Source organism: Fuerstiella marisgermanici, assembly GCF_001983935.1.
Taxonomy (GTDB): domain Bacteria; phylum Planctomycetota; class Planctomycetia; order Planctomycetales; family Planctomycetaceae; genus Fuerstiella; species Fuerstiella marisgermanici.
Map to the genome: position 1 here is coordinate 1233775 of NZ_CP017641.1, position 26667 is coordinate 1260441.

Sequence of the window (26667 nt, forward strand, 5' to 3'; positions counted from 1 at the left end):
GTAGTCATTCTGATGGGCAACTTTCCAAGGACGGTATCACTGTTGCATTGGTGATCGAAAATTCGCTGTGCACGTGGAAGTGTCGCTGTGATCCAGCTAAGTAGTTCTTTGCGGGGTAGCTGTCCATTTCAGCTTGGAGACTGGTCTTTTTCTGTCGGTTAGATTTTGATACGACAGGTGGATGGACACGGATGTCAGTCAGATCATCGCTGTGGAAGTGAAGCAGCTTGTGCTTAGCCTGCAGCGTGAGGTTGCGGAGCTGCGGGACGAGAACCGGCGGCTGCGTGATCGGATTGAAGAGCTCGAAGGTAAGAACCCCACAGAGCGACTCGACGAGGCGTTTTCGGTGACGGCGGAAGAGAGACGCCGCGCTGAAACGGGCCGCCGAAAAGGTCGCAAAAAACAATCCTCGGCGCGTCGCGGTCGTCGCACAACCGAGCAGAAAGCGGACAACGCCGAACGACGCGAACTCATTCTGCCGGAAGGTTACAACGTCGCAGAGTGCCGTTTCGTTCGGGAACGTTTCGTCTGGAGAGTGATCAACGGCCAAGCCGTGCAGGTCGTCTATGAAATCTATCACGGCCCCAACGGCGAGAAATCCGAAATTCCGGGCGTGTGGCCGCGGTCCGAATTCGGCATTGAAGTTCATATCGCGCTGGCTCGCATTGTGACCATCACGGGACTGTCGATCGACAAGACGTGTGCATTGATTGAATTCTTCTGGAATCTGCCGCTCGGCAAATCCCAGGCGGACGCTCTGTTGAATCAACTGGCACGGCGTTGGGAACAGGAATTCGAATCTCTGTGTGACCTGATGGCGTTCAGTGCGATTGTGCATGCAGACGAAACCAGTTGGAGTATCAACAGCGTGTGGGCTTTTTTGTCGGAGAAGGCGCGCGTGCTGATCTTCGGATGCCGCAAAGACGGCGACACACTGGCTCAGATCCTGTCGAAAGAGTTGTTTGGAGGCGTGCTTGTTTCGGACGATGCGGCCGTGTACCGAGGTTTCAGTCACGCACAGAAATGCTGGGCTCACCTGCTGCGGAAGGCCATCCGTCTGACGCTGCTGAAGCCGGACAACGAAGAGTACCAGCGACTGCTCGACGGCCTGCTGGAAATTTTCTACGCGGCCAAACGCCACGCCGCCGATGGTCGTCTTGGCGATGCCGGTCGTGCGGCGAAGGTCGATGAACTTGATAACACGCTGGCGGCTCTGCTGGTGCGTTACTGCGCCGAGGATTCCGATGTTCGGGCGGCCGACTTCGGCAAGGATTTTGACAACCTGGTCTCAGAACTGATTCGGCTGATGACGGAAGAGGAGTTGTTTTGTTTTGTGACAAGCCCGGCCGCGCCAGCAACGAACAACGAAGCGGAACGCAGTCTTCGCGGCGCGGCCATGGACCGTCGCACAGGTCGAACGAGCAAAACATCGAAGGGAGCCCGTCGCCGCAGCATTCTTACAAGCGTCCTGGAATCGCTGAATCTCCATCTGAAAACACCAACGCTCAGTTCCGTGGTGGCCGAGGTCATGACGTGGCAGCAGGATGGATTCAGTCTGTTTGATCGACTGAAACTTGAAGTCGGCCTGACCTCCGCGCCGCCCGGTCAGTCGCGACTGTCCAAACTCGTCCCCGCCAACTGAACACCACACCTCACGCTGCGCACCACGCGGAAATGGACAGCTACCACGGACGGCCCTGCTGCCTCCAGCTTCTCTGCATAAGCAAATGCAGCGTCCACCATTCCGTGGCGCCACGCAAACAGAACGCGGTTGGCCATGTCGTCGACATTCAGTCCATCGAATTCGACGTTGCGAATACTGTCTTTTTTGTCGGCCAGCAAAGCCAGTGCCTCTGCCTGCTCCGCAAACTGCAGCGCAGGCATCGACCACGAATGACTGTTCTGGCCCAACTCATGACTGCGACGCAGAATCTTCTGCGATTCGTCAAAGCGGCCCAGATACAACAGCACCTGACCTTTGCGAAACAAACCAAGCGCGTAGTCCGGTTTCTTTTCTAACGCTCGTTCAAGATCGGTGAGCCCCCTTTTGTAGTAACCCATCTTCATCCAGGCATCGCCCTCATTACTCATCGCCTGATAATCATCGGGAAGCTGAGCGATTGCTTTATCAAAGGCGTCGACGGATTCTTCGAACATGCCCCACGCTCGATAGCAGATCCCAAGGTTGTACCAGGCATCTGGAATGTCCGGTCGAATCTCAATCGCTTTTTTATAGTGTTGGATGGCTTCGGTATAGTTATTCTGCCGTTTTAGGACAACGGCCAGATTCACGTGAGCATCAGCACGGTGGGGGGCCGGCAATTCGAGCTCCAGCGCGTGGCGAAAATGTCGCGTGGCCTGAACCTGGTCACCCGTTTCGCGAAGTGCATTGCCGAGATTGTAGTGCAGATATCCGTCCGGTTTGTCGATCAGTTCCGCAGCCATAAGGTAAGCCTGAATGGCTTTACGGAACTCTCCTGCCGTGTCATGACATGTACCAATAAACTGCCACGCTTCACCGTCGCGGGGATTCACCGCAAGTGCTGCTTCGGCATGCCTTATCGCGGCGTCATTTTTCGACAGCCTTGCCAGGTTCCTGGCCAGCATCAACTCCGCACCCGCCAGCGTTGGGTTAAGTTCAATTGCTTTTTCCAGTGGGGCTTTCGCTGCCTCGTATCGCTTCTGAATATACAACAGTCCGCCCAATGCATAGTGCGACAGATCGAGTTGCGGATCGGCGCGGATGGCTTCACGCAGCATTTCTTCGCCCTTGTTCCTGTCCAGAGTGTCGTCTACCGAGGCCTTGTAGTTGAATGCCTGAGCCACCATGGTCATGGCAATCGCCGAATCCGGGTATTCGTTCAGAGTTCGGTCCGCGAGTTCTGCGGCAGCCGCGTGGTGTTCAAGCAGCCCGAGCGTTCGAAACAGCCGATGCCGCGCCCTTAGATTTTTCGGATCGAGCGTCACCGCTCGTTCGAAGGCATCTCGCGCCCGTTCAAGATCCCTCGCGCGGAAATAGAACATGCCCAGACTTCCGGCCGCAAACGCAGACTCCGGTCGCAGCGACTGAGCCACAATGTAATGACTCAACGCGTCCTCCGGCGCGTCCACTTCGCTGATGCGGGCAAATTCGAAGTTCAGCCAGAAGTCGTCTGGTGCGCGTTTGAGCGCTTCACGGTAAAGCGGCCCTCGTTCGGTGGGCGGCAGGCGTTCTCCCAGACGTATAGTGATGTCGGGGCTGACGATCGCGAGATCGTCTGACGCTGCCAATTTCTGAAGCCGTGGATCAGGTGTTGTGGACTCAGCCAACAGCGGGGGCGTGCTGCGAATGAAGGATTCGAGTTCCGTTGGCGAATCGTCGACGGACTCCGCCAGTTGTTGAATCGCGTCATACTGATTCTGTAAAGAGGCGTCATCGGGATTCTGCTGCGTCAGGTAGGTCAATGTCAGACTCCAGTCATCCAGCCCCGCCAAAATTCGCTCAGTGGCCACGGACTGCTTGATCGAATCCGCTGCCCGCTCCGCGTTGTCGAGCGGTGATTCACCGAGCCAGTCTGTGAGTGCACTGAGATATTCGTTTGCCGCCTGATCCACGTTCAGGGTTCCAGCCAGTGACGTGGATCTCGCAATGCGAGCCCCTTCCAGGCGGCGCACCAGCGCTAGGTCACGGTTGAGCGATTCAAGCTGATCTGTGAGTTCCGCGTTCGGTGCGACGCTCAGCAGGCTTTCGGCCTGAACCAGTTCGGCCGTCGGCGCAGAAAAGTCTCCTGATCGCACGCGATGTGCTTCACGCAGAAAGTCGGCTGCTCGACCAAGAGACGAATTCGCCTGCGACGCAATCTGCTCAGACTGATAACGCAAACTCACCCGTCGTTCGATATAGCCGGGCGTCAGAACTGCCAGTGTTACCAAAACCAGAAGCAACAGACTCGACAACGCCGCCGTGGTTGGGTTGCGGCGGCACCAGCGCTGCAACCGCTCAAAGCGACTGACCGGGCGAGACTGAATTGGCTGATGATTCTGCCACCGTTTCAGTTCCTCGGCAAGTTCGCGCGCAGATGCAAAACGCCGAGCTGGATCCTTCTGCAGACACCGCAGGCAGATTGTTTCGATGTCGCAGCCGACGAGCGGGTTCAGCTGGCGAGGAGGCGTCGGTTCGAAATCCAGCACCAGCCGCAGCGTGTCCACGGCCGTGGAAGCCTGGAACGGTGGACGACCGGTAATGAGGCAATACAAAATGGCTCCCAGAGAATACACATCGGATGTCGTTGTGACGTCGGCCGAATCGGCGGTTGCCTGTTCGGGGGCCATGTAGGCCGGAGTTCCAATAATCTGGCCGGTCTGCGTTAGCCCGTCTGTTTCATCGTGACGTCGAGCCAGCCCGAAGTCAGTTACTTTCGGCGTTCCGTCTGCGTCGACCAGGATGTTGCCCGGCTTTAAATCACGATGAATGATCCCTCGATCGTGCGCAAACTGCACTGCATTGGCGATCGCAACCACATGAGCAACCGCATCCGTTTGATTGAAGGGGCCATCACGCAACAGCGCGGCCAAAGACGGGCCGTTGATAAACGCCATCGAATAAAAATGATTTCCATCGTGCGTCCCGACTTCATACACCGGCACGATTCCGGGGTGATCCAGTCCGGCAGCCGCTCGCGCCTCGACCAGAAACCGGTCGACCACATATTCGCTGGCAAGGCGGCCGCTAAGAATCATCTTTAACGCTACAATCCGGTCCAGACTGCGCTGCCGCGCTTTGTACACAACGCCCATGCCGCCGCGAGCGATCTCAGCCAGCACTTCGTAGTCCGGCAGATCGATACACGCGCCTGTGCCGCTGTCGGAGGTCGCGTCGTTTGGCATCGCTATCAGCGTCGGCGCCGACTGCCGGGCCGGAGTATTACCAAACGCGCCGTCTATCGCGCGATGAATACGATTGTAGTCGTCAAAGAAGGAACGGAGCGCATCGGACGAATCGCCGTGCTGAGCGATGAATTCGTCCTGATCCGGCGGCTCGCCGTTTTCGACGGCAGCGAGGTAGTCTGCAATAAGCTGATCAACACTTGTGTTGTCTGAGGTCATCAGTTTCCCCCTGAGCTTCGCGACAAAATTTATAGAGCCTCTGTATTGCTCAAATCAATGATAAATGCCGCTGCTTAAAGTCGCTGTGCCCTTGGCGCAATCGCGGAGGCGAACATTTACTCTTCACGCAACTTCGTGCGCAACGCCTTTAGTCCTCGTTTCAGCAGGCCTGCAACGGCGGCCGGTGATCGATCCATTTCGTCGGCGATCTGTGAGATGGCCAACCCCTGCCAATGATGAAGCTCGACGGCCCGCCTCTGACTATCCGGCAGACGGCTGACGGCTTCGCACAACTCAACAATCTGTTCCGCACGCTCCACCCGTTCGTCGGGTGCCGTGGCCTCGTCGATCAGCATCGCTTCCATTCGAATGGACGACTGATCAAGCGTTGCACAAATGGTTTGTTCGCGGCGAATGTCGCGCCGCTCCCGGGCATAATGTTTGACTGCGTGGCCGAGATTTCTGGCAAGAATGCGCCGCAGCCAGGCCAGCCGCTCCGCTTCTGTTTCACCTCGAAAGTCGTCCACGCCGCCGACTGCCTGCAGCAACGTCTGCTGCACCACGTCAGACGGGTCCATCTTGGGCAACAGTTCCGATTTCATTCCCGCGATCGCCAGCGCACGAAGATAAGCGCGGTAACGACCCCAGTGATTTAGAAAGTTGGTCTGGTTCATCAGCTCCGCTCTGGTCAGGCTCTCAATGCTGCACCGTGATTGCGTGACAAGAGTGTACCGAGCCAATTCGCAGGCCGCACGGGTCAAACGAAGAACTAATAACTGGCCGAGCGAATCCGGACGGAAGTTCGAAAAATCACACTTTCCGCGCCCCGTGACAGCATGTTTTTCCTCCGGCTTGAAACACTCGCAGTGGTCGCATACCGGCAAACTTTTGACCATCGCCTAAAACCGGCAGATTTCGCGCCCGACATGCGTCAGCGTGGCCTCTTTTAACGTGGGACGCTCGTCCGCTATGCCCGCCGAAACGCGCTTAAGCACGAGTTAAAACAGACGGTGCTCCCGCCATTCGTCTAACGGTGCAACTCGCATCTCGTTTTCATGAAAAAACTTACGATGTTCTGTGAAGCCGGGAAAATTTACGTGGCGCTCGCGCAATAAGACTGGTGGATGCCGGTCATTCGGCGCGGCACGTTCTCGAACAGAGAGGTACACCCCTATGAAGCATCAATGCAAATTTATGGTCAGCCTTCCAGCCCTCGCGTTCGGGCTGTTGCTCAACTGCGCCGCAACGGCAGACATCATTGTCAACGGCGGTTTCGAACTGGACGCAAACACGGATGGAATCGCCGATGGCTGGACCTATGCGTCGCAGGACGCAAATCCTCCAAATTTGACATTGGGCATAAACGCTTCACGGGCTTTCGAGGGCAACAACTTCGTTGGTTTCAACAGCGGAAATCAGGCTCCCAACGGCATCGTCCAACAGCTTGTTCCAACGAACACCGGAACCGAGTACACAGTGACATTCCACGTTGCGCGACTTGCGAACTCCCCCTTTTTCGGGACGTCGCAGATTTTTGGGGAGGCCTTTGACGGCACCGGTACCAATCAGCTTGGGAGTCTTCTGCTGCAGGATCTGACAGGCAGCCCGTTCGGCGATCCTAATCGTCCGAGCTACGAAATGGGAAGCTTCAGTTTTACGGCGACGGGAACACAGTCGCTGATCCGATTCTCCGATGCGACGACCAACAACGGCCAGAATTTTGATACTTCCCTGGACGCGGTCAGCGTGACTGCGGTCCCCGAACCTTCGTCGTATGCTTTGCTGAGCGGGGCCGGAATCGGATTCGTCGTGGTCGGGCGACGGCGACGAGCGAATGCCAGGCGAAGACCGACCTGGGGCGCTCACTGATTCTGGCTGTGCCCGAGTCACTTTCACTCAATGGTTTCGACAACTGATTTGTGGAACCCAACTCATGATCTATCTGAGTCCCAGGAGCCTGCCGCCGGGTGCCCCATCCGCGCAGCGGTTGGGCGCCGCAGGCACAGGAAGCTGCTCTCGAATGTTCCTCAGACTAGCAGCCCGTTTTCGTAGTTGTGCCGTCAGAGTAGTCTCTTGTTGCTCCGCAACCCAGCCTGGACAGGCTGGGCCACCCAGCGCAGAGGCCACACGTATGGTTTTCAGTTTCGACGTGGGAACCTCATGTCGTTTCCCGCTAGCAACTTATGAAGAATCCGAAACCAATTCCAAATTTTCGCGTGGCGCTCGTGCAATATGACTGGTAGATGCCCGTCATTCGGCGCGTTACGTTTAAAGTCTCCACAATTCAAGTTTTTGAGCCATGTATTCCACTCTTCGATCGGCCGCTGGTGCTGCCGTCACCGCCTCATTTCTTTTGGCATCCAGCCATCTCCACGCCGACATTATCTGGAATGCCTCATCCGGGCAAACACCGACCGGCACCGATCCGCTTTGGCTGCAAGTCGACGACGAGGATGATTTTGACCCCGTCATTGGTTCCTCCGGCGGCATCAACCACATGACTCTGCAAACCGACTCTGAAGGTATGCCGACGAATACGAGCAGAATGTACTTTCAAAGGCTTCCAGCAACTTTGCCGCTGGAAGCTGGCCGGGATCTGGTCGTCGAGTTTGAAATGCAACTGGTCTCCGGCACATCGTTCCTGCCAGCGTCCAGAGCACCAGCAACTGTCGCGATCAATGTCGCTGCGGGGGCTGCCATGTATCTGAATTTCACCGAAACCGGCATCGCTTTTCAGCAGTCCCAAACCAGCTTTTTTGATCAGGCTGCAATCAACACATCTGACTTCCATCAATACAGGCTCGAAATCGATCACGAAGCCGGAGCCGGTGGCGATGTCCTTCTGTACCAGGACGGCATATTGGTACAGACCTCATCGTTGCGGAACCAGCCATCGTTTTTCGGAACTCAGCCGAGAGTCTGGTTTGGCGAAGGCACGAACGCCGCCTTTGGAGAATCCAACTGGCGTTCGTTCAGCGTCACCGCCGCCGTGCCCGAACCTTCGTCGTACGCCCTGCTGGCCGGAGCGACCATCGTGTTTGGCTGGCGGCGAAGGAAACGTTTATCAAGTCGGTCGCTGCGTTAGCAGTCGCAAATGCAGGCTCCTGCCTAACTGTAGAGGCGGCGGCAGGCGGGAGCATGCCCTACGTTGACTGTGCCCGAGCCATCGTCCACCGCACTGCTGGCCGTCATTGGAATCGGGTTCGTTGTGATACGGCGACACCGTTCGAAAATGAGCCAATCCGCAGCAGGGTGCGGCTAAAAAATGCCACGCCGATTGACGCATCCGGACGACGGTCGGTGCCGCAATGACTCGATTCACCGAGATCGAGCGGCGTTCAGTTTTCGTCTTTGCCTGTGAGCAGGCGTTCGATTTCGTCGGCTCGGGAACCGACTTCGATGGCGCTGCGACGGATTTCTTCGGCGCTGACGGTGGCTCGAGGATAGGTGTCGACCATCACGAACCATGGCTTTCCATCGATGTCCTTAATAGAAAGGCCGCCGTGCAAGACGACAGCGTTGAGCCGCAGGGCGTCTTCGTAGAAATCGGTGCGAGCTTCACAGCAGAGGCTGTAGATGTTCAGCAGACGATCGCCCGCTCGATGATCACTGTTTTCGATGTATACCGCCTGATGTCGTTCTTCCGGCAACTTCAAATCGATTCGCACACCACTGCCTGCCTGTTCCCACTGGACACTGGGGATGCCGTGGAAGGCTTCGTAAACCAGTGAGTGCATATCGCGAGTGGACCCCAGAACGGCCTGCAGCAGTTGGGACACGGCGGCTCCGTCACGCGGGCGGTTTTCGGGGGCTCGAGCCAGCATGAGGCTAACGGCTTCTGCCATTTCGAGCGGGATGTCAGGATTGTGTCGTCGCACGCCTTTGTATTCGCCCGCAAGAATTGCGGCCATCAGCGACGTCATCGTCTCGCCTTCGAAGGGATATTGGCCGGTCAGCATCAGGTAATAACAGACGCCCAACGCGAAGACATCACTGGCGGGCGACGCCTCAACGCCCTGCCATAATTCGGCGGCCATAAAGTGAGGCGTGCCGGCAAGCTTTGTGGTTCCGCCATTCGAAGAACGGATCTGCTTGGCAAGGCCGAAATCGGCGATCTTTGGGTGACCTGCAGGAGTGACCAACACGTTGTCAGGTTTGAGATCGCGATGCACGATCCCCATGCGGTGAGCCATCGCCAAACCTTCGGCGATTCCGACAACCATTTGCGTGGCTCGCAAAGGGCCGATACCACCAGTGCTGTCGATTTCCTTTTGCAGTGACTGGCCGGGGACGAATTCCATTTCGAGGAAATGGTGAGGGCCTGTTTTGCCGATCGCATGCGTCGTCACGATGTTGGGATGCACCAGCGCGGCGGCCGCGCGCCCTTCGTTTTCAAACCTCGCGACGTAATCGATGCTGCGAGACGCCTGGCGTGGCGAAAGTACCTTCAACGCGACCTGGCGGTCCAGATTCTGATTGGTGGCGAGGTAGACGACTCCCATTCCGCCGCGGCCCAGCATGTTTTGGCAGGCGTAAATGTGAACGACCTGGCCGTCGAGCAGCACTTCGTCTAATTCGATACCTGTGGACGATGTCACGTCGCCGTCGTCGGGCACCAGCACTGTGTCCATCGACTGGGCCGGCAGCATGCCACACCGCGGACACTTCCCATCGTTGTTGGGGAAGGCCTCATTGCATCCGGGACAATAAAGTTCTGGCACGGCGGTTCAGTTCCCTCGAAAAAGTATCAATCGTTCGATTATAGTGGTTTCCGTCGCGGAACAGGTAGTGGCTGATGGACTGGAATGATCCGCGTCGGCCGCATTTCGATCTCATTCGCCGTTTCTTGCTGCCGTGTGGCGGCGAATATTGTATTTCTGAAAAATCGGCGGACAGACGATTCATGTTGCAGGTCATTGGACTCGGTTATCCACGCACCGGCACGATGTCTTTAAAGCACGCTTTGGAGACGCTGGGCATTGGGCCATGTTACCACATGATTGAAGTGTTTCGTCGTCCTGAAGATGCTGACTTCTGGCTGGCCGCACTGAACGCCAACGGCAGCAAAACGGATTGGAATCGCGTGTTCGCCGGGTTTCCGTCGACAGCCGATTGCCCAGCGTGCTATTTTTGGCAGCCATTGTGGGAATGCTATCCGCAAGCAAAATATGTTCTCACTGTGCGAAACGCGGACGACTGGTACGACAGCTTTCTGTCGACCGTTTACGAAGCGATGCAGCACCCGGAACGGTCGCCCGATGAAAAGCACGCAGCAGTGCAGCGGATGGCGAAGAAGCTGATTCTGGACACCATGTTTCAGGGCCGCTTCGACGAACGTTCGTTCGCGATCGACAGCTACGAACGCCACAATCAGACGGTGATCGATACGCTGCCGAAAGATCAGCTACTGACGTTTAACGTGGCAGATGGCTGGAAGCCACTGTGCGACTTTCTGGAAGTCGCGGTGCCCGACGAACCGTTTCCGCAATCGAATACGCGTGAAGAATTTCAGCAGCGGTTTGCCGTCGAACCACCAAATGCATCGCCGTAAAAACGGCGTTGGCGCATGACTGCAGAAGCGTGCGTGTCTTACGGTTTGGGTTTGGCCTTTTCGTTTTCGCGAACCTTATCCACGATGGCCTGCCAGTCCGGGTGCTGATGCAGCATCTTCAGGTCGGGGTCATCCAACAGATGTTCAAGGTCGTCGAAACCGCCCTTGCGATTCGTGCAATCCTGCAGCAGCGTGATGGCACGCTGTTCGTATTTAGCCTGCACTTCGGTGTTCGGCGCGACTTCTGACGCTCGCCCATACACGCACGCTGTGTTGTAAATGGTGTCGCGGCGAAGCTGTGTCGTCAGGTCCGGGATTTTTTCAAACTGAGCTTCGGCTTCTGCGATCCCCTGTTCGACATTGCCGAGACGCACCTGAGCGATGGCCGAGATGCTTTCGATGACGGCATCTTCCGGATTCTGCCGTGCCGCAATTTGCAGGTCCTTCATCGCAGGTTCGGGATGGTCTGTTCTTAGATACAGTGACGCTCGTGAAACATACAGTGACGTGTAGAAAGGATCCTTTTCTAACAGCTCACTAATGGCCTTAATGGCTTCTTCGTGCTCACCCGCATTGCGTAATTCGAAGATCTTTTTGAAGTCAGCTTGATACGGCGTGGAGCGAAAATACGATCGAGTCCCCTCATCAATGCAGTTGTCTGCCATATCTGAAAGTTTAAGCACCGACGACCGATGACAACGATTGACGATTCGCCGGGCTTCCGGGTACGTCACGTTTTTTAGTTGCTCAAGCGTTCGCGCAAACAGACTTTGCGTGGCGGAGTCGAAACCGTCGGCGTCGTCAATCTTCAGGCGAAGAGCTTCCAGGAAGTCGACGACAACTTGAATCGATTCCGGGGTGCCCTGCCTGCTAAGCGTCGACAACGCGATGTTTTGGACTCTGATATCCTTTTGCAAGCAGGCGGTGGCGGTTTGCAGCCAGCTCGGGTGGTTCATGCCGCTGAGATGCCCCAACAGAAATCCGAGTTGATCGCTGCTCATTTCCTCAATATTTTCTGTCAGTTCTGTGATGCATTGATGATCCGCACAGCGAACAGCCGTTCGAAAGACCTGAGTGGCCGTGTTGCTGGTGACGGCTTCGCTTTCAATCAGATTCAAGAGACGGTCCGCGTATCGAGTGTCAGGGTACTTGCGAATTGTTTGCAAAACCTGACCTGTCATCATGCGATTATGCGACCCGGGCCGCGGCCCAAGTCGGTCGTTCAAAGCTTTCGTTTGCTGCTTTGTCAGTTGATCCGGCGAATCATCTGAGGCGGCTTCGGGCGGGAGTCGCTGTTCGATGTAAGCGGTCGCCAGAGCTTCATCCGCGCCATCAGGAGACCGCAGCAGGTAGCTCATCAACACGTCCTGCGCAACCGGATCATGAATCTCAAGCAGAGTTTCCCGAGCCACGCTTAATAGTTGATCGTTGTCGTGTGCCTGCAAAAACACAAGAACCTTCGACAGCGATTGCGACGCCCTCGCGATAGCCCTTGCTTCTTCTTTTGCAGCGATCGCCTGTTCGGCGGCGGCTTCCGATTTGTCTGCGGCTTCGTCCGAGTCTGAATCTTCTTCGTCGGCGTCTTCGTTGGCAGAAGTGGGTGGCTCTGAAAAGCGGCGCAGCTGACTGATGGCGTAGTCGGTTAACAGTCGTGAATGTCGGTGGTCACTGGATTCCAGCACCTTTTTGACAATGACTTCCCGCAGCACGTGATCATCCTTGCCATCTCTCCAAATCTTGTTCAGGGTGGCAACGCTGTTGGGGGAAACTGACTTCACCAGCGATTCGACGGCGGCTTCAGAAACCTGTTTGTCTTCGTGTTGGACGAGCTCAATCAAAGTTTCGGCCACCGATGGAAACGGAACGCGGAACAGGTTCTTCGCAACTAGAACCTGATAGTCCGTTGTTCGATTCTTTGCCTGACGCACGACTTCCTGAAGCTGCGGTTCGGTGAGTCGATCCAGATTTGCTTCGATCGCGACAAGCTGCACTCCCGGTTCTTCGTGCGCCAGATCTCGTAAGGCATCCTCCAGCGGAACATGGTTGTAGGCGAGTCGAAGACTATCTGCGATGGCTCGGTCACGATCTGTTTTGAAGACGGGACTCTGCCGCGCGTAGTAGCCTGACTGTGACGTCTGAGTGGCCATGCCAACCACGTGGAAGCTTTCGAATTGCACAGGCGCCTGCAACGTCTTCGAAAACACGCCGCGCTGACCGTTTTGCCCTGCCTGTACCGACGCCAGCCAGCCCGCAATCGACGAGCGCATGCTGTACAGATTTGGGGGCGGATCCTTTGGATGCACAGAAAGCAGCACTCGTTCGTTGCCACTACGTTTTAATGCCTGCAGCTGTTCAGAAATCAGCCAGACCCCAAGATGGTCAACCGTTCTGTGAAATTCGACAATTGCCAGGCAATCGTCCGGCCCGACGTGCGATGTGGAAATTTTTGTCGTCCGTCGCGCTTCGGCGTTCAGATCGGCCTCAAAGACCGTTCCGTCGTAATTCCACGTCAGAACCATATTCGGTTCTTTGGAAGACGCGAAACGCACGTTGAACGCCAAACTGCCCACGCGGCTTTCTCCCGGCGGGATTTCCGTGTTCCTGACAATCAATGGTTCAGGGACGGCCGGATTGAAGTCGCACGGCGTTTGATTTAGCGACGCAGCGAAGTCTGCCGCATCCAAGGTGCAGGTGGTGGCCGTGTTGTTGGTGATGGAAACCTGAACCACGAGTTGGCCGTGAATCACATCCAGCGACGACAGGTTTTCAATCTTGACATGAAGAACTTCCAGCTTCAGCCCGTTTGCAGATTCTTCGTCAGAATTCGTTTCTGCGGCTTTGTCTGGAACCGCCTGTTGACCGGGCTTTGTTTTCGCAGCTGCGGCTGTTTCATCGGATGCGAATCCAGGCGATTGCAGGCTACACAGCAATCCGGCCAGAAGCAGCCATGCGATCGTCAGTCGATTGTTGCATTGCGAAACGAATGAGCGCATTTGGATAACTCCGTGGCTGAATGTCGTGCCTAAAGTGTACCCATTTGACAAAGCCGTGACCATCGGGGAAATTCCCAAACAGCTGCAGACTTAGCAGTGCGACCTCCTTCAATCAGAACGATTCGATGATGATCAACGCCGACAACTCCAGGCTTTTGTATAGTGTTCTGCTTAGTTGCATCGCTCTGCTGCCATGCCAGCAGGTACGCGCGGCGAACGATGAGCCCAACGTTGTCATCATTCTGGTCGATGATATGGGCTACGGAGATCCCGGCTGCTACAACGCCGAATCCAAAATTCCGACCCCACATATCGACTCAATCGCGCGCGACGGCATCAAATTCACCGACGCTCATGCGCCTGGTCCGCTATGCCATCTGTCTCGTTACGGGCTGCTGACGGGCCGCTATCCCTTCCGAGCGAAAGTGGGGGCGTGGCGAGACGGGCCGACGATTACCGATCAGCAGGTGACGCTGCCCGCGTTTCTGAAAGCCGCCGGCTACGACACGGCCATGGTGGGCAAGTGGCATCTGGGCTTTGCAGAAAACGGGTACGACAAAGCCATGCTCGGCGGCCCGGTTCATCGCGGCTTCGATTCGTTTTTTGGCATTCCCGCGTCGACCGATATTCCGCCGTACTTCTACATTCGTGGCGACAGGGCCGTCGCGGCACCGTCAAATCGTATCGAAGCGAACAACAGTGACGGTTGGTCGCCAATTCAAGGGGCGTTCTGGCGGGCCGGCGGGATTGCTCCCGACCTGACGCTAAAGGGTGTGTTGCCGCGTTTTACGAATGAAGCCGTCGATGTGATTGCGGCTCATGGGAAAAAGGACAAGGCTGATCGGGCACCATTGATGTTGTACCTTGCCTACCCGGCACCACACACGCCGTGGCTTCCGTCGCCGGAATTCGTTGGCAAGAGTGGAGCTGATATGTACGGCGATTTTATGATGATGGTTGACCACAACATCGGTCAGGTTTTGCACGCGATTGATGAGTCTGGCTTAAGCGACGACACGCTATTGGTTTTCACGTCTGACAATGGCCCGACATGGTACGACAAAGACGTGAAACGGTTCGGGCACGATAGTTCGGGCGGATTGCGAGGCATGAAGGCGGATGCGTGGGAAGCTGGCCACCGAATGCCATTTGTGGTCCGCTGGCCGGGGCGAGTGCAAGCGGGGTCGACGTCGGATCGGCTGATTTCTTTTGTCGACATTTATGCGACGCTGGCGGCGATCCTGAAACAGCCACTGCCCGCCACCGCCGCACCGGATAGTTTCGATTTCCACGATGCACTGCTGCAGAAGCCGTCTGCCGACACCGTCGCTCGTCGCGTGCTGCCTTTACAATCGGGGACTGGAATGATGACCATTCGGTCTGGCGACTGGAAGCTCATTCAGGGATTAGGGTCCGGTGGATTTTCTCAGCCCCGCAAAATCCAGCCGCAACCTGGCGGACCGATCGGGCAACTGTTCAACCTGAAGACTGACCTCGCAGAAAAACAGAATGTCTACGCCGAATCGCCAGCTGTGGTGGCTGAGTTGTCAGCTGTCCTGGAACAGGTGAAAACAGCAATTGGCCACCGACTCATGAAATGAGTGGCAGGCACGACGATTGAAATCGCAAACTCAGCGAAATCGATCCGCAGTGTCCGGTTCGCCGTCGCCGCCATTTCCCATCATCGGGAGCACCGCCGGCGCTTCAGCTCTCAACCCGTCACCCGCCTCCCACGCCAACCAGCCGCTTGGCCGCCCCCGCACATGGCGACCATCGGGAGCACCGCCGGCGCTTCAGCTTCCACACCGTCACCCGCCTTCCACGCCAATCGGCTGCGGGGCCGCCCCCGCCCCCGCACACGGCGACCATCGGGAGCACCGCCGGCGCTTCAGCTTCCACACCGTCACCCGCTTCCCACGCCAATCGGCTGCGGGGCCGTCCCCGCCCACGGCTGCTGTTGACGCGAAATTGTATTGCGGGCACAATCGGCGGATTGTGTTCAGCATGACGCTGAAACGGATCGGCGAACTGGTTTAACAGACGAGGTTCGCCATTGATTTCGACCTTCCGGCAGGATGCACGGAATGAACTCGATCCCCGTAAGTCTGCAGCGTGTGCTGCTGGGTTCTCGTTTTCTGAATTGTGCCGATATCGCAGCGCGGTCTGTGACGGCCGATAGTCGGACGGTACTTCCCGGCGACGTGTTCGTTGCCGTTGCGGGGTGTCGTACGGACGGGCATCAGCACATTGCCAGCGCCGTGGCGAACGGCGCGGCTGCGATTGTTGTGCAGCGGCCGGTCGAAGGGATTCGCGTTCCACAGTGCATTGTTCCGTGTACCGCCGCGGCGTTTGCCAGACTGTGTGCGGCGTTGACGTTCGGCGACCGCTGTCCGATGGTCTCAGCGGGCATCACGGGGACGAATGGCAAGACGACCACGTCGTGGATGTTGCGATCCATTTTGCAGGAGGCGAAATTTCAGACCGGCCTGATCGGCACGATTGAAAATAGCGATGGTGTTGAGCAGCAACCAGCCAACATGACCACGCCGCCCGCTGACAGGCTGGTTCAGCAAGTGGGCAACATGCTGGCAAAGCGAACATCGCATTGTGTGATTGAAATCAGCAGTCACGCGTTGACTCAAAAACGTTGTGCCGGGATCCCGCTGTCGGCGGCCGCGATCACCAATATTAGTCAGGATCACTTTGATTATCACGGCGATCTTCAGAACTACCGAACCGCGAAATCTGAGATTGCAAAATTGTTGCATCCGGACGCACCGCTGCTGCTGAATATTACTGACGCTGGCTGCCGATCGGTGCTGGACGCGGTGTCGGAGTTCGCTCCGGTGATTACGTTCGGCCTGGATTGTGCGGAGGCCGAGTTAGGTGCGACGTTGTTGAGTCAAACGCATCGCAGCCAGCGAATTTGTTTGCATCTGGCTCAAGGAAATGCCGAAGTCCGCCTGCGAATGATCGGCCGCCACAATGTGGAAAACGCGGTGGCGGCGGCAGGGTTGGCGGAACAGCTTGGTATTCCGCTGCGAGACATCGCGGCCGGTTTGGAGGCCGTGCGAACGGTTCCGGGACGTCTGGAAAGAATCGACGAAGGTCAGCCGTTCCAGGTGCTGGTCGATTATGCTCACACCCACGACGCCCTGTCGCGTTCGATTGCCACAATCCGGGATTTCACGCCGGGCCGAATTATCTGCGTGTTTGGTGCGGGTGGCGATCGAGATGCCTCGAAGCGTCTAATGATGGGGCAGGCGGCCGCCGCGTCAGAAGTATGCGTTGTCACGTCTGACAATCCTCGATCCGAAGATCCACTGCAGATTATTCACGATTTAATGGGTGGGTTGTTACCAGGTACTCAGGCTGTGGCCGAACCCGACCGCGCCGCCGCGATCCGGCAGGCCTTCGAACTGGCGGAACCAGGTGACGTTGTTCTACTGGCTGGCAAAGGGCATGAAACGGTTCAGGAGATCCAGGAACGTCGGCAGCCGTTTGACGACCGCTTTGTCGCCCGGCAGCTGCTGCACGAACTGTACGCTCCGTTGCCCGAAGAGTCTTTGCATCCGACGTACAGCCTGATTCGTTCTGCCTAAGTCCCGGATTCACGCTTTTGCAACAGGTTAAACAGTGACGGCAATTCCGTCGCAGCCAAACAAATGTCCACACAATTGATGAAGATGTTCTTACCCAGACAGTCTGTTCAGGTCGAAATGAAAGCTGTGACCCGGACCCTCCCATCGGCAGGATTTGCCGGTGTGGCATCTTCAGGTGGTGTTCTCCCACACCGCCGTGGACGACAAGGCTGAGCTTGTTATGCATCCGTTGACCGTTAAGCAAATCTGTGAACTGACCGATGGTGTCATCGTTGGGCAGGTGGCCCCGGGCGCGATCATCGAGGGTTGCGTGATCGACAGTCGCGACGTCCAACCCGGCGACGCATTCTTTGCGATTCAGGGAACGCAGCAACACGGCGTGTCGTTTGCCACGACCGCACTTAGCGCCGGAGCCAACGTTGTCATCGTCGATGAGGCCGTGTCCGCAGACTGCCTGACACCTCATATTGCCGTTGATGACATCGAAATTGCGCTCGCTCAGGTGGCACACGCCAACCGGCGGCGCAGTGAGGCACTTGTTGTCGGTATCACCGGCAGCGTTGGGAAGACGACGGCACGTAGTCTGATTTCCTGTGTGTTGCAGACCGTACATACGGGCATCGAAAGCCCTCGTAACTTCAACAACTGCCTTGGCGTGCCGCTAAGCCTGCTGGAACTGCAGGAAGGCGACGAATTTGCGGCGATTGAAATCGGTGCGTCTGGTCCGGGAGAAGTTCAAGCTCTCTCTGCCATCGCAGAACCCGAATTTGCCGTTGTCACACGAATTGCACCGGCGCATTTACATGGTTTTAAATCGTTGAACACGGTTCGAGCCGAAAAGCAGCAATTGGTCGCTTCAATACCTGCCGATGGCGTCGCGTTTTTGAACGCAGATGATTCAGCCGTGGCAGCCATGGCTTCGGCAACGAAGGCGCGAGTTGTCAGTTTCGGCTTGTCGGAATCAGCAAACGTTCGAGCGACCGAAGTCGAATCTGAGAACGGTCAGTTGAGCCTGACGGTGGACGGCTTTCGCTTTCACGTGCCGGTTTGCGGTCGACACAACGTCACGAACGTGTTGGCGGCTATTGCCGTGGGAATGGAAATTGGCGTGACGCCCGAGTTGATCAACGCCGGTCTGCAGACGTTTCAGCCTCAACACGGCCGTTGCGTTGTGTCGCAGGTTGGTGACTGGACGGTTATCGACGACACGTATAATTCAAGCCCGGCCAGTGTCGCCGCTGCGATCCAGACGGTTTCCGAATTCACCGACAATCGACATCGCATTGTTGTGCTTAGCGACATGCTGGACCTTGGCGATCAGGCCAGCGACCTTCATTATGGCATCGGCGCCACGTTAGCGAGATCCGCCGTTGATCATGTTGTTTTGACAGGTCAGTTCGCCGACGATGTGGTGGAAGGCTTTCTGTCGTCGGGTGGAAACATCAACCGCATTTCGCAGTTTGCAAGTCGAGCTCTGCTGCTTGAGATACTCGAATGCCTGGTTGGCCCCGGCGATGTTGTGTTGTTCAAGGGGTCTCGCGCGACTGCTATGGAACGCGTGATCGAAGAGCTTCGGCAGCGACTGGCGCCGCCACAATCTGTCACGCGGAAAGCTGCTTAGGCCGCTTCGACAACACGGCTCCCACCAGAAACACGATCGACGTGCCGACCACGACAGCCATCAGCGGGTCCAGCAAGTCGCGCACGGGGGCCAGCTTGCTGTAAACGGGCTGCAACCACTGTGGAAGGTCTGGCATGTGAGCGACCGTGACCAACGTGATGGCGGACACGCCAGAGACGACTCCTAAAGCGGCACCGAATGCACCTTCCGCTTTAGTGAACCTCGCCAGCAGAATCAGGCCCAGAGTTCCGCCGCTGAGGATGCCGGAAATTTTCCACCACACGTCCAGCATGTGGCCTCGACTGCTAACCATCGCCAAAGCCACGGCGATGCCGAGTACGCCCAGGACGATCGTCATCAAGCGGAGGAATCGAAGGTCGAACTTGTCATCGGCCTTGTATGAACCGTCGACCTGCTGCACACCACGCCGGAAGAAACGATTCTGAACATCGCACAATAACAAGGTGGCCGAACTGTTTAATGATGAATCAACGGTACTCATCGCCGCCGCCAGAATCGCGGCAATCAGCAGCCCGGCCAGACCTGTCGGCAGTTCCGACATGATGAAAAATGGTAGTACTTCATCGGGTTTTCGGTCGGCCGGTAATTCGCCATTAAGCTGGTAGAAAACGAACAGGCCCGTGCCGAGGAAGAACAGAATCGCAGAGATCGGCAGATACGCGATGGCTCCCATCCACACACTTCGGCGTGCGTCCGCTTCTGTGCGAGCCGTAAAATAGCGTTGCACGAAGGTCTGGTCGGCCGCGAAGTTTTGCAGGTTGATAAAGAAGCCAAAGGTCAACATCGTCAAGAAAGTGGAGCTTCCGCTGGCCGTCTTTGCGAAGCTGAGGTCCATGCTGCCCAGCGAGAGTTTATTCTGTAAAGGCTGCGACGCCCCTTCAATAATTCCCGCAACGCCGCCGGGCACATTCATCACCAGCACAACAAGACAGATCAGCATTCCACCGACCAGAATGATGCTCTGCACGACATCGGTCCAGATGACGGCTTCAATGCCGCCCAGCAATGTGTAAGCGATCACCAGAACGCCCAGGCAAAGGATGATCGTGGAAATCGGCACGTCGATAAGAGCCGTTACGGCGAGCGAAACGCCATACAGAATCATGCCGATGCGGCCAACGTGATACATCACGTTAAACAGCGCCGAATACACGCGAGCCCAGGTGCCGAAGCGTTTTTCCAGATGCTCATAAGCCGACAGGCTGCCGCAGTTTCGGAAAAAGGGCACAAAGAAAACGGTGGCAACCCAGGCGGCGTACGGCAGCGATAAAGAAAAAACAAACGGAAGCCACGTACCGGAAAATGTCTTACCGGGGTTCGCTACGAAGCTGATACTGCTGACGAACGTACCAATGATCGACAGCCCAACCACCCAGCCAGGCAGCGAACGACCGGCCGACATGAATTCGTCGGCCGTGTGAGTTCGACGGGACATGAAGCAGCCGAGGGCAGTCACGGCAATCAGGTAGACGCCGACAACGATCAGGTCTACGGGACTGGCAGTTGGCATTGGTGTTCCTGGCAGGGCAAAACGGCAAGACAGTGTCTGATGGCGGAGTTTCGAACAGAACGCGGTCCGTTGCTAGTGAAGGACTCATTGCGCGCTTGGGTTTGTCGTGAAATGGCCATGGCGATTTGGGCCGCAGCTGTTGTCAACCTTCAACCGGAAGCTCCGCGTGTGCAGTTGGGAACATCGCGGAATAACCGGCAGAACCGGAATTCAATCGCCGTCAAACCCGGTGGAACTGGATACGTTGATCCGCCGAGCGGGGATTCCTGACCAAGCCTAGCGTAGAGAATTTCCCCAACAGGACCGCAACTCCTTCCTGATCCCAGAGGTCATCACCATGACGAAGCAAAAAAATCATCGAAAAAAATCCGTCGTTAATGTTCGCGTACAGTGGACTCTGGCGCTTCGGGTTGTCCTGCACTTTCTTGTGTTCGTGTGCGCCGGAGCTGTCTTCGGGCTGATCAATCAGTTTTTGATTGACCCGTTCGGCGGACTGGCTGGCAACCTGTCGGCATTTTGTCGCAACAGTGGCCCAATTTTGGTGGCGTTGCTCTGCCTGCTGCCGATTTTTATTCGCGACACGCTGACGCTTAGCAACCGGATTGCTGGTCCGATCTACAGTCTGGAGAAAACGATTGTTCAGATTTCCGACGGTGATGAAGATGTGCGACCGCTGAAGTTTCGAAAAGACGACATGTGGGAAGAGTTGCCCGAGATGTTTAACAACATGGTCGAAAGCCTGCGTTCGTCTGGTGACTCCGCGGCTGAAACGAGTTCCGTGACACAGGATCAACGTGAGCTGGTTGAAGTTTGACATCTGATCCGAAATCGGTAGGGGCAAACGTAAGTTTCCGGTTAGGTTCTGACAGCAAATAAATAGAAGTCATCCCATGCGGGCCATAAACAACACAACGACCAAAGCGAAGAACCGCCGACGCGGAATTGCAGCCACGGAATTTGCCGTGTGTCTTCCGATTCTGCTTGTGCTGATCGTCGGAACCATCGAAGCCTGTTCAATGATCTATCTGAAGCAGACGCTAAGCGTGGCTGCCTACGAAGGAATTCGAGCGTCGATCAAGCCGAGTGCCACGACAGCAGATGTTACTGCAGCATGCAATCGGATTCTGACTGACAGAAACGTCCAGGGAGGAACAGTGACGATTACCCCTTCTGATTTCGAAACACAGCCCGTGCAGACATGGATCACAGTACGTGTTCATGCGACTGGCGGTTCAAATTCGGTGATTGCCGGCTGGTTTTACGACGCGCTTGTCGTCGACGGCCAGGCCACCATGATGAAGGAATTCTAAAATGAGAAAGCTGCCATTTACGCGAACTTTGCAGCAACCGTCTTCTCGCCGTCAGGGCGCGATACTAATGCTGATCGTGTTGTGCGTTCCCGTGATTCTGGCGTTCTCTGCGTTTGCGATTAACATCGCCTGGATGCAACTGACGCGCACCGAACTGCGAACCGCGACCGACGCGGCCGCTCGAGCCGGAAGCCGGACTCTAAGTCTTAGTCAAAGCCCCGCAACCGCGCGTGCGTCTGCTAAAGCCGCCGCGTCGCGGAATACCGTCGCCGGAGATGGGCTGACGCTAAACGATGCCGACGTGGTTTTCGGATCGTCCGAACGAACGGGCGTGGCAAAGTGGAGCTTCACACCTGCAGCGGATTCTGATCCGGAACTCAATGGCGTGCGAATCGTCGGAAGCCGGACAGCAGGTTCACCAGACGGTCCCATCACGATGCTGTTTGCTGGCATGTTCGATCGCAGCAACTTCGAACCCGTCAAGTCGGCGACGGCTTCACAGTTGGACCGAGACGTAATGCTGGTCCTCGACCGATCCGGATCGATGGGCACTGTCACGCCTGGTGGCACGCGTTGGACGGACCTGAAACTGGCTGTCGACGCCTTCCTGGCTGCTCTGGCTCTTACGCCACAGGATGAATTCGTCGGACTGGCCACCTATTCAACGACTTCAACACTGGACGAAAATTTGGCACTGAGTTACACGCCGGTTCAGACAAACATCAGCAGCATTACACCCAACGGCTGGACGGCCATCGGACTGGGTTTGCAGGATGGAATCACCGGAGTGCTGGATCCATCGTACACTCGGCCGAACGCCGCGAAGACGATTCTGCTGATGACGGACGGAAATCATAACACGGACCTCGATCCCGTCGGCGTCGCTCAAACGGCTCACGATACGCACAATATTACGGTCCACACCATCACGTTTAGCAGCGGAGCTGACCAGACGCACATGCAGCAGGTAGCGGCCGCAGGTGGCGGTAAGCACTGGCATGCTGACGACCAGGCTCAGCTGATTTCAGTGTTCGAAGAAATCGCCAACAACCTTCCGACGTTAATCACTGAGTAGTCTGACTGCTCATTTTGCGGGTTTCGCACATGAAGAGTTTCATACGGAAAAGCGGTTCTACACGACGCAATGCGGCTTTCAACTGCCGCGGTCGTGCAGGGACTGCGATGGTTGAGTTTGTCGTCGTTGCGCCAGTCTTCTTTCTTCTGCTGTTTGCGGGGATTGAATTTGCAGTGCTGGGAACGATCCGCTCAACGGCCAACAATGCAGCCTACGAAGGGGCTCGCAAACTCGTGATTCCAGGCGCGGTCGCCAGTGACGGGATCACCGAAGCGACTCGCATTATGGGCATCGTGGGCGTGAACAACCTGACGGTCACAACCACGCCAACGGTCATCGACGAAACGACTCAGGACGTCACCGTCAATGTCAGCATTCCGTACGACAACAACGCCGTGTTCGTACCCTGGTTCGCTGGTGGGCTGGTGATTAACGCGTCAAGTACACTGAAAACCGAACGCTACGGCGGAATCTCGGCTGGCCCGTAGCAGCAACGAATGTAGTGTAACGATTCCAACGATCCCGTTGCACTAAGAACTCGGCAGGATGCCTGGCCACTAATCACCGTTGTCCGCTGGTGCCCCGCGCGCTGGTCTGCCGTTGGATTTTTTCTGAGGTTCGAATATCGCGAACCAGCGGCGCAGAAAATCTGCGACAGCGATGAGAACGCGACTGACAAGTGTGGTCCGTTTTGTAATGATGGCCGGATGATGCCATGCAACAACCACGCCCAGCCGCGCTGTTTTATTTCAGCTTGTTTCTTCGTCTTAATAGCCGTCACCTGCGCCGACGAGACACTGGCGGCCGAACCGTTTCGCATTCGTGTGGTGGATGACGAAAACGGCTGGCCGGTGCCGCTGGTTGAATTTCGAACGACTCACGACGTCCGTTTCGTTTCGGACAATGCTGGCGTGATCGCCGTCGACTTGCCGGAAGTGATGAACGTTGAAACGTGGTTCCACGTTGAAGGGCACGGTTATTCTGTGAAAGCCGATGCATTCGGCTATCGTGGCGTCCGAATCACGCCTCGCCCTGGCGAATCGAACACGGTGAAAGTTCATCGTGAGCTGCCTGCGAGGCGACTCGGCCGGATCACGGGCGGCGGCTTGTTTGCCGAGAGTCAAAAGCTTGGCGAACATGCAGGCTGGACTGAGCAGGGAATATTCGGCTGCGACAGTGTTCAAAACGCGTCTCACAACGGGCGGATGTTCTGGATTTGGGGTGACACGACTCTGCCAAATTATCCCCTGGGGCGTTTTCATTCCATCGGGGCGACGTCGCACTTGCAGCCGCTGAAATCCTTCGAACCACCTGCCGCATTACGGTATTCGTATTTCACGGATGCGAAGCAGGTGCCGCGAAACCTGGCGAAGCTGCCTGGCGACGGGCCGACATGGTTGTCCGGTCTGGTCAGTCTTCCGGACAGCCACGGTACACAGCGGTTGGGAGCGACGTACTCAAAAATTAAGCCGCCGCTCGAAGAATACGAACGAGGCCTGTGCGTGTGGAATGAAGAGGCAGCAGAGTTCCAGAAGCATTTGGTGATCTGGGAAAAGTCGGACGCCGCACCGAAGCCACCGTCAAGCCCCGTTGGCCACGCGGTGTTCCGCACGGACGAGAACGGGCAGAAGTCGGTACTGTTTGGTGACCCGTTTCCGACGCTTCAATGCGACGCGACGTTTGAAGCCTGGTCTGATCCGAAGTCATGGAAAGCACTGGTGCCACAGGAATCCGTACCAGCGGTCGATTCCGGTGTGAGCGTCAAACCGCATCGTGGTGGCGTGGCGTGGAATGAGTTTCGCAAAAAGTGGGTGACGGTTTTCACGCAGATGTACGGAAAGTCGTCGGCTTTAGGTGAAATCTGGTACGCCGAAGCTGACTCTCCCACGGGCCCATGGCAGAACGCGATTCACGTGGTAACTCACAATAAGTACACCTTCTACAACCCCAGCCTGCACCCGGAATTCACGCCAGCCGATTCGCCCATTCTTTTATTCGAAGCGACGTACACCAAAACGTTCTCGAGCACCACAGCGCCGACGCCGCGGCACAACTACAACCAGGTTCTGTACCGGCTCGACCTAGACGAACTGGCTGACCGTCTCCCGTCACCATAATCGCCTTCACGTGAACGCCGCATCTTGCGGAGCGGTATGGCGATTGGCTTCTTTTCGATGATGGCAGGTCGATGATGGCTCGTCTTGTCGCGTCACTTGTGAAAGCTTCGCTTGCGGGGACGGGGGGAAATCCTTTGCTCTGCCGGTCGACGAATACCGGCATTTTCTGCGAGTCGCGTTGCTGGCCGCAGTGGGGATTGCTTTCTGAGCCTTCGAAGGCATGCAAATCGAACTGCGGCGCGCCGTCATTGCGATGGATTATTACCGCAGGGACGATTTTGCGGATGACGCCGTCAAATTTGACCGCAGGGGCTGACGATAAACTCAGTGCGACCCGTTTTTGAACGTCGCATTGGCTGAACCACCGAAAAGATATCGCTCTCCAAGGATGAATAGTGATGAAGGTTAAATGGCAACTCTCTGCTTTGCTTCTCAGTGGAAGCGTAATCGTCGGCTGTGGAGACTCTGCGGATTCGACAGTCTCTGACACATCAGGCGGAACGGCTGCGCCAGCGAGTGCCGCTGCGGCTCCAGCTGCACCTGCCGCTCCAAAGATCGCGTTAGACCCGATCATGGAAGGACTCGCAGATGCCTTCGAAGATCCTGCAGAATTCGGCCAGATCAAAGACGCATACGAAACGGCACCAACAGACGTCGAAGCGGTCCAGACCTATGCCGGCACGCTGCTGAGCCTGGCGATGATGCACGCTCAGGACGGTCGACAGGAACTGTCAGACGAAGCTCTGACCCGAGCCGGTTCGGTCATTAAGAAGGCGGAAACAGCCGGTGTTGAGTTCCCGGAATCCGACCTGCGACCAACCATTTACTACGGATACGCCTGCGTTCAGGCCAAGCAGGGTCAGGGCAAACAGGCTCTGGAAACTCTTAACCGAGCGATCGAAACCGGCTTCAACAATCTGAACATGTTGAAGGCCGACGAAGACCTCGCATCCGTTCGAGAACTGGCTGACTACCCGACTCAGTTGACGGCATGGGAAGGTCACTTCGAAGAACTTAAGCGTCGCAACGAAGAACTGCAGAAGCAGCATGCCAAAGAAGCTTTGGCTAAGGGCGAAGGCTTTCCGTTTGATTTCGATCTGGTCGACATCAATGGCAAACCTCTGAAGCTGGACGCGTTCAAAGGTCGAGTTTGCATCGTCGACATTTGGGCCACCTGGTGCGGTCCATGTCGTCAGGAAGTTCCTCACTTCGTGAAGCTGCAGGACAAATATCGCGACTACGGTTTCCAGATGATCGGCTTGAATCAGGAAAACGCTCCGAGCGAAGAAGCAAAAGCCGAACTGGTCAAAAACTTCGCGGCCAACAACAGCATGAACTACCCATGTGCGTTGATCACGGACGAAGTGCTGGCTCAGGTGCCTGACCTGAAAGGCTTCCCGACCACGCTGTTCATCGATCATCACGGAAAAGTACGCATGACGGCCGTTGGCTATCACGACTACACCTACATGGCCACTGTTGTTGAAGCATTGCTGACGGAGCAGGCAGCCGAACGGAAAGCCGCGACCAACTAACCAGCGTTGCCCATCGCGGTGCCACAAAATCTTAAAGCCCGGATTTCTCAGAAGGCCGGGCTTTTTGCTTTGTCTGGCAAGTTTATCTGCGGGCGGTGTCAGGCTGGTCTGCCGCGGGTGTCACAAAGTTGGTGAATCTGGTCAGACAGAAGTGTGTCCGAATTGGAATACTGCAACTGGCCCGGCAGGGCGGCAGCACAAGAATCACCAAGCGGCGCAACAAAATGATTCGTTCGCCACCAATCCA

The 26667-nt window shown here is 56.4% G+C and carries 19 protein-coding genes; 14 read left to right on the top strand and 5 right to left on the bottom strand.

Translation table 11 applies throughout. The annotated features are described in order from the left end of the window. Window positions 1-181: 181 nt before the first annotated feature. Complete coding sequence (locus Fuma_RS04595; protein WP_077022387.1) at window positions 182-1642, top strand: IS66 family transposase; 1461 nt, start codon at window positions 182-184, stop codon at window positions 1640-1642. Here the strand turns inward: Fuma_RS04595 and Fuma_RS04600 are convergent. Together Fuma_RS04600 and Fuma_RS04605 are read right to left on the bottom strand one after the other, a co-directional pair. Further along, window positions 1606-5085, bottom strand: a complete 3480-nt coding sequence (locus Fuma_RS04600) for a protein kinase domain-containing protein (RefSeq protein WP_077023107.1) — start codon at window positions 5083-5085, stop codon at window positions 1606-1608. The genes Fuma_RS04595 and Fuma_RS04600 overlap by 37 nt on opposite strands. A gap of 116 nt (window positions 5086-5201) precedes the next feature. After that, on the bottom strand, window positions 5202-5759 hold the full coding sequence (locus tag Fuma_RS04605; protein ID WP_077028100.1) for a sigma-70 family RNA polymerase sigma factor: 558 nt from the start codon (window positions 5757-5759) through the stop codon (window positions 5202-5204). Window positions 5760-6258: 499 nt separating this feature from the next. On the opposite strand from Fuma_RS04605, the gene Fuma_RS04610 reads away from it, so the two are divergent. The 3 genes from Fuma_RS04610 (at window position 6259) to Fuma_RS36740 (ending at window position 8347) form a co-directional block, all read left to right on the top strand. Further along, window positions 6259-6954: a PEP-CTERM sorting domain-containing protein gene (locus Fuma_RS04610; protein WP_083731800.1), complete on the top strand. Its 696-nt coding sequence runs from the start codon at window positions 6259-6261 to the stop codon at window positions 6952-6954. A gap of 430 nt (window positions 6955-7384) precedes the next feature. Beyond that, window positions 7385-8170 (top strand): PEP-CTERM sorting domain-containing protein, encoded by a 786-nt coding sequence (locus Fuma_RS04615; RefSeq protein WP_077023109.1) that lies wholly within the window; start codon window positions 7385-7387, stop codon window positions 8168-8170. Between the two features lie 69 nt (window positions 8171-8239). Next, window positions 8240-8347 carry a PEP-CTERM sorting domain-containing protein gene (locus Fuma_RS36740; protein ID WP_414655201.1) on the top strand — a complete coding sequence of 36 codons (108 nt, stop codon included), beginning with the start codon at window positions 8240-8242 and terminating at the stop codon, window positions 8345-8347. A gap of 76 nt (window positions 8348-8423) precedes the next feature. Here the strand turns inward: Fuma_RS36740 and Fuma_RS04625 are convergent, their stop codons facing one another. Continuing rightward, a complete protein-coding gene (locus tag Fuma_RS04625) occupies window positions 8424-9806 on the bottom strand; it encodes a serine/threonine-protein kinase (RefSeq protein WP_145943988.1) in 1383 nt (460 codons plus the stop codon). A 182-nt stretch (window positions 9807-9988) separates the two neighbouring features. On the opposite strand from Fuma_RS04625, the gene Fuma_RS04630 reads away from it, so the two are divergent. Beyond that, window positions 9989-10636, top strand: a complete 648-nt coding sequence (locus Fuma_RS04630) for a sulfotransferase family protein (protein WP_077028101.1) — start codon at window positions 9989-9991, stop codon at window positions 10634-10636. Window positions 10637-10674: 38 nt separating this feature from the next. Here the strand turns inward: Fuma_RS04630 and Fuma_RS04635 are convergent, their stop codons facing one another. Continuing rightward, window positions 10675-13629, bottom strand: coding sequence for a HEAT repeat domain-containing protein (locus tag Fuma_RS04635; RefSeq protein ID WP_145943989.1), 2955 nt, complete (start codon window positions 13627-13629; stop codon window positions 10675-10677). Between the two features lie 125 nt (window positions 13630-13754). On the opposite strand from Fuma_RS04635, the gene Fuma_RS04640 reads away from it, so the two are divergent. The 3 genes from Fuma_RS04640 (at window position 13755) to Fuma_RS04650 (ending at window position 18852) form a co-directional block, all read left to right on the top strand. Beyond that, window positions 13755-15230: a sulfatase family protein gene (locus Fuma_RS04640; RefSeq protein ID WP_218922390.1), complete on the top strand. Its 1476-nt coding sequence runs from the start codon at window positions 13755-13757 to the stop codon at window positions 15228-15230. A 483-nt stretch (window positions 15231-15713) separates the two neighbouring features. Continuing rightward, the gene (locus tag Fuma_RS04645; RefSeq protein ID WP_158520849.1) at window positions 15714-17231 is read left to right on the top strand and encodes a UDP-N-acetylmuramoyl-L-alanyl-D-glutamate--2,6-diaminopimelate ligase; all 1518 of its coding nucleotides are present in this window, start codon (window positions 15714-15716) and stop codon (window positions 17229-17231) included. A gap of 160 nt (window positions 17232-17391) precedes the next feature. Then, window positions 17392-18852: a UDP-N-acetylmuramoyl-tripeptide--D-alanyl-D-alanine ligase gene (locus tag Fuma_RS04650; RefSeq protein ID WP_077023113.1), complete on the top strand. Its 1461-nt coding sequence runs from the start codon at window positions 17392-17394 to the stop codon at window positions 18850-18852. Here Fuma_RS04650 and Fuma_RS04655 read toward each other — a convergent pair. Then, window positions 18833-20383, bottom strand: a complete 1551-nt coding sequence (locus Fuma_RS04655) for a sodium:solute symporter family protein (RefSeq protein ID WP_077023114.1) — start codon at window positions 20381-20383, stop codon at window positions 18833-18835. The genes Fuma_RS04650 and Fuma_RS04655 overlap by 20 nt on opposite strands. A gap of 337 nt (window positions 20384-20720) precedes the next feature. On the opposite strand from Fuma_RS04655, the gene Fuma_RS04665 reads away from it, so the two are divergent. The 6 genes from Fuma_RS04665 (at window position 20721) to Fuma_RS04695 (ending at window position 26420) form a co-directional block, all read left to right on the top strand. After that, complete coding sequence (locus Fuma_RS04665; protein WP_077023116.1) at window positions 20721-21197, top strand: hypothetical protein; 477 nt, start codon at window positions 20721-20723, stop codon at window positions 21195-21197. A 76-nt stretch (window positions 21198-21273) separates the two neighbouring features. After that, a complete protein-coding gene (locus tag Fuma_RS04670; RefSeq protein WP_077023117.1) occupies window positions 21274-21693 on the top strand; it encodes a TadE/TadG family type IV pilus assembly protein in 420 nt (139 codons plus the stop codon). A 1-nt stretch (window position 21694) separates the two neighbouring features. After that, on the top strand, window positions 21695-22768 hold the full coding sequence (locus tag Fuma_RS04675) for a vWA domain-containing protein (protein WP_077023118.1): 1074 nt from the start codon (window positions 21695-21697) through the stop codon (window positions 22766-22768). 107 nt (window positions 22769-22875) lie between these two features. Continuing rightward, on the top strand, window positions 22876-23256 hold the full coding sequence (locus Fuma_RS04680) for a TadE family protein (RefSeq protein ID WP_077023119.1): 381 nt from the start codon (window positions 22876-22878) through the stop codon (window positions 23254-23256). Between the two features lie 219 nt (window positions 23257-23475). Beyond that, window positions 23476-24885, top strand: a complete 1410-nt coding sequence (locus Fuma_RS04685; RefSeq protein ID WP_218922391.1) for a DUF4185 domain-containing protein — start codon at window positions 23476-23478, stop codon at window positions 24883-24885. Between the two features lie 398 nt (window positions 24886-25283). Next, window positions 25284-26420, top strand: a complete 1137-nt coding sequence (locus Fuma_RS04695) for a TlpA family protein disulfide reductase (protein WP_077023121.1) — start codon at window positions 25284-25286, stop codon at window positions 26418-26420. The last annotated feature ends 247 nt before the right edge of the window (window positions 26421-26667 follow it).

Coding starts and splice junctions, on each gene's coding strand:
- Fuma_RS04595 (WP_077022387.1), top strand. CDS start 182: ATGGACACGGATGTCAGTCAGATCATCGCTGTGGAAGTGAAGCAGCTT.
- Fuma_RS04600 (WP_077023107.1), bottom strand. CDS start 5,085: ATGACCTCAGACAACACAAGTGTTGATCAGCTTATTGCAGACTACCTC.
- Fuma_RS04605 (WP_077028100.1), bottom strand. CDS start 5,759: ATGAACCAGACCAACTTTCTAAATCACTGGGGTCGTTACCGCGCTTAT.
- Fuma_RS04610 (WP_083731800.1), top strand. CDS start 6,259: ATGAAGCATCAATGCAAATTTATGGTCAGCCTTCCAGCCCTCGCGTTC.
- Fuma_RS04615 (WP_077023109.1), top strand. CDS start 7,385: ATGTATTCCACTCTTCGATCGGCCGCTGGTGCTGCCGTCACCGCCTCA.
- Fuma_RS04630 (WP_077028101.1), top strand. CDS start 9,989: ATGTTGCAGGTCATTGGACTCGGTTATCCACGCACCGGCACGATGTCT.
- Fuma_RS04635 (WP_145943989.1), bottom strand. CDS start 13,629: ATGCGCTCATTCGTTTCGCAATGCAACAATCGACTGACGATCGCATGG.
- Fuma_RS04640 (WP_218922390.1), top strand. CDS start 13,755: ATGATGATCAACGCCGACAACTCCAGGCTTTTGTATAGTGTTCTGCTT.
- Fuma_RS04645 (WP_158520849.1), top strand. CDS start 15,714: ATGAACTCGATCCCCGTAAGTCTGCAGCGTGTGCTGCTGGGTTCTCGT.
- Fuma_RS04655 (WP_077023114.1), bottom strand. CDS start 20,383: ATGCCAACTGCCAGTCCCGTAGACCTGATCGTTGTCGGCGTCTACCTG.
- Fuma_RS04665 (WP_077023116.1), top strand. CDS start 20,721: ATGACGAAGCAAAAAAATCATCGAAAAAAATCCGTCGTTAATGTTCGC.
- Fuma_RS04670 (WP_077023117.1), top strand. CDS start 21,274: ATGCGGGCCATAAACAACACAACGACCAAAGCGAAGAACCGCCGACGC.
- Fuma_RS04675 (WP_077023118.1), top strand. CDS start 21,695: ATGAGAAAGCTGCCATTTACGCGAACTTTGCAGCAACCGTCTTCTCGC.
- Fuma_RS04680 (WP_077023119.1), top strand. CDS start 22,876: ATGGTTGAGTTTGTCGTCGTTGCGCCAGTCTTCTTTCTTCTGCTGTTT.
- Fuma_RS04685 (WP_218922391.1), top strand. CDS start 23,476: ATGATGCCATGCAACAACCACGCCCAGCCGCGCTGTTTTATTTCAGCT.
- Fuma_RS04695 (WP_077023121.1), top strand. CDS start 25,284: ATGAAGGTTAAATGGCAACTCTCTGCTTTGCTTCTCAGTGGAAGCGTA.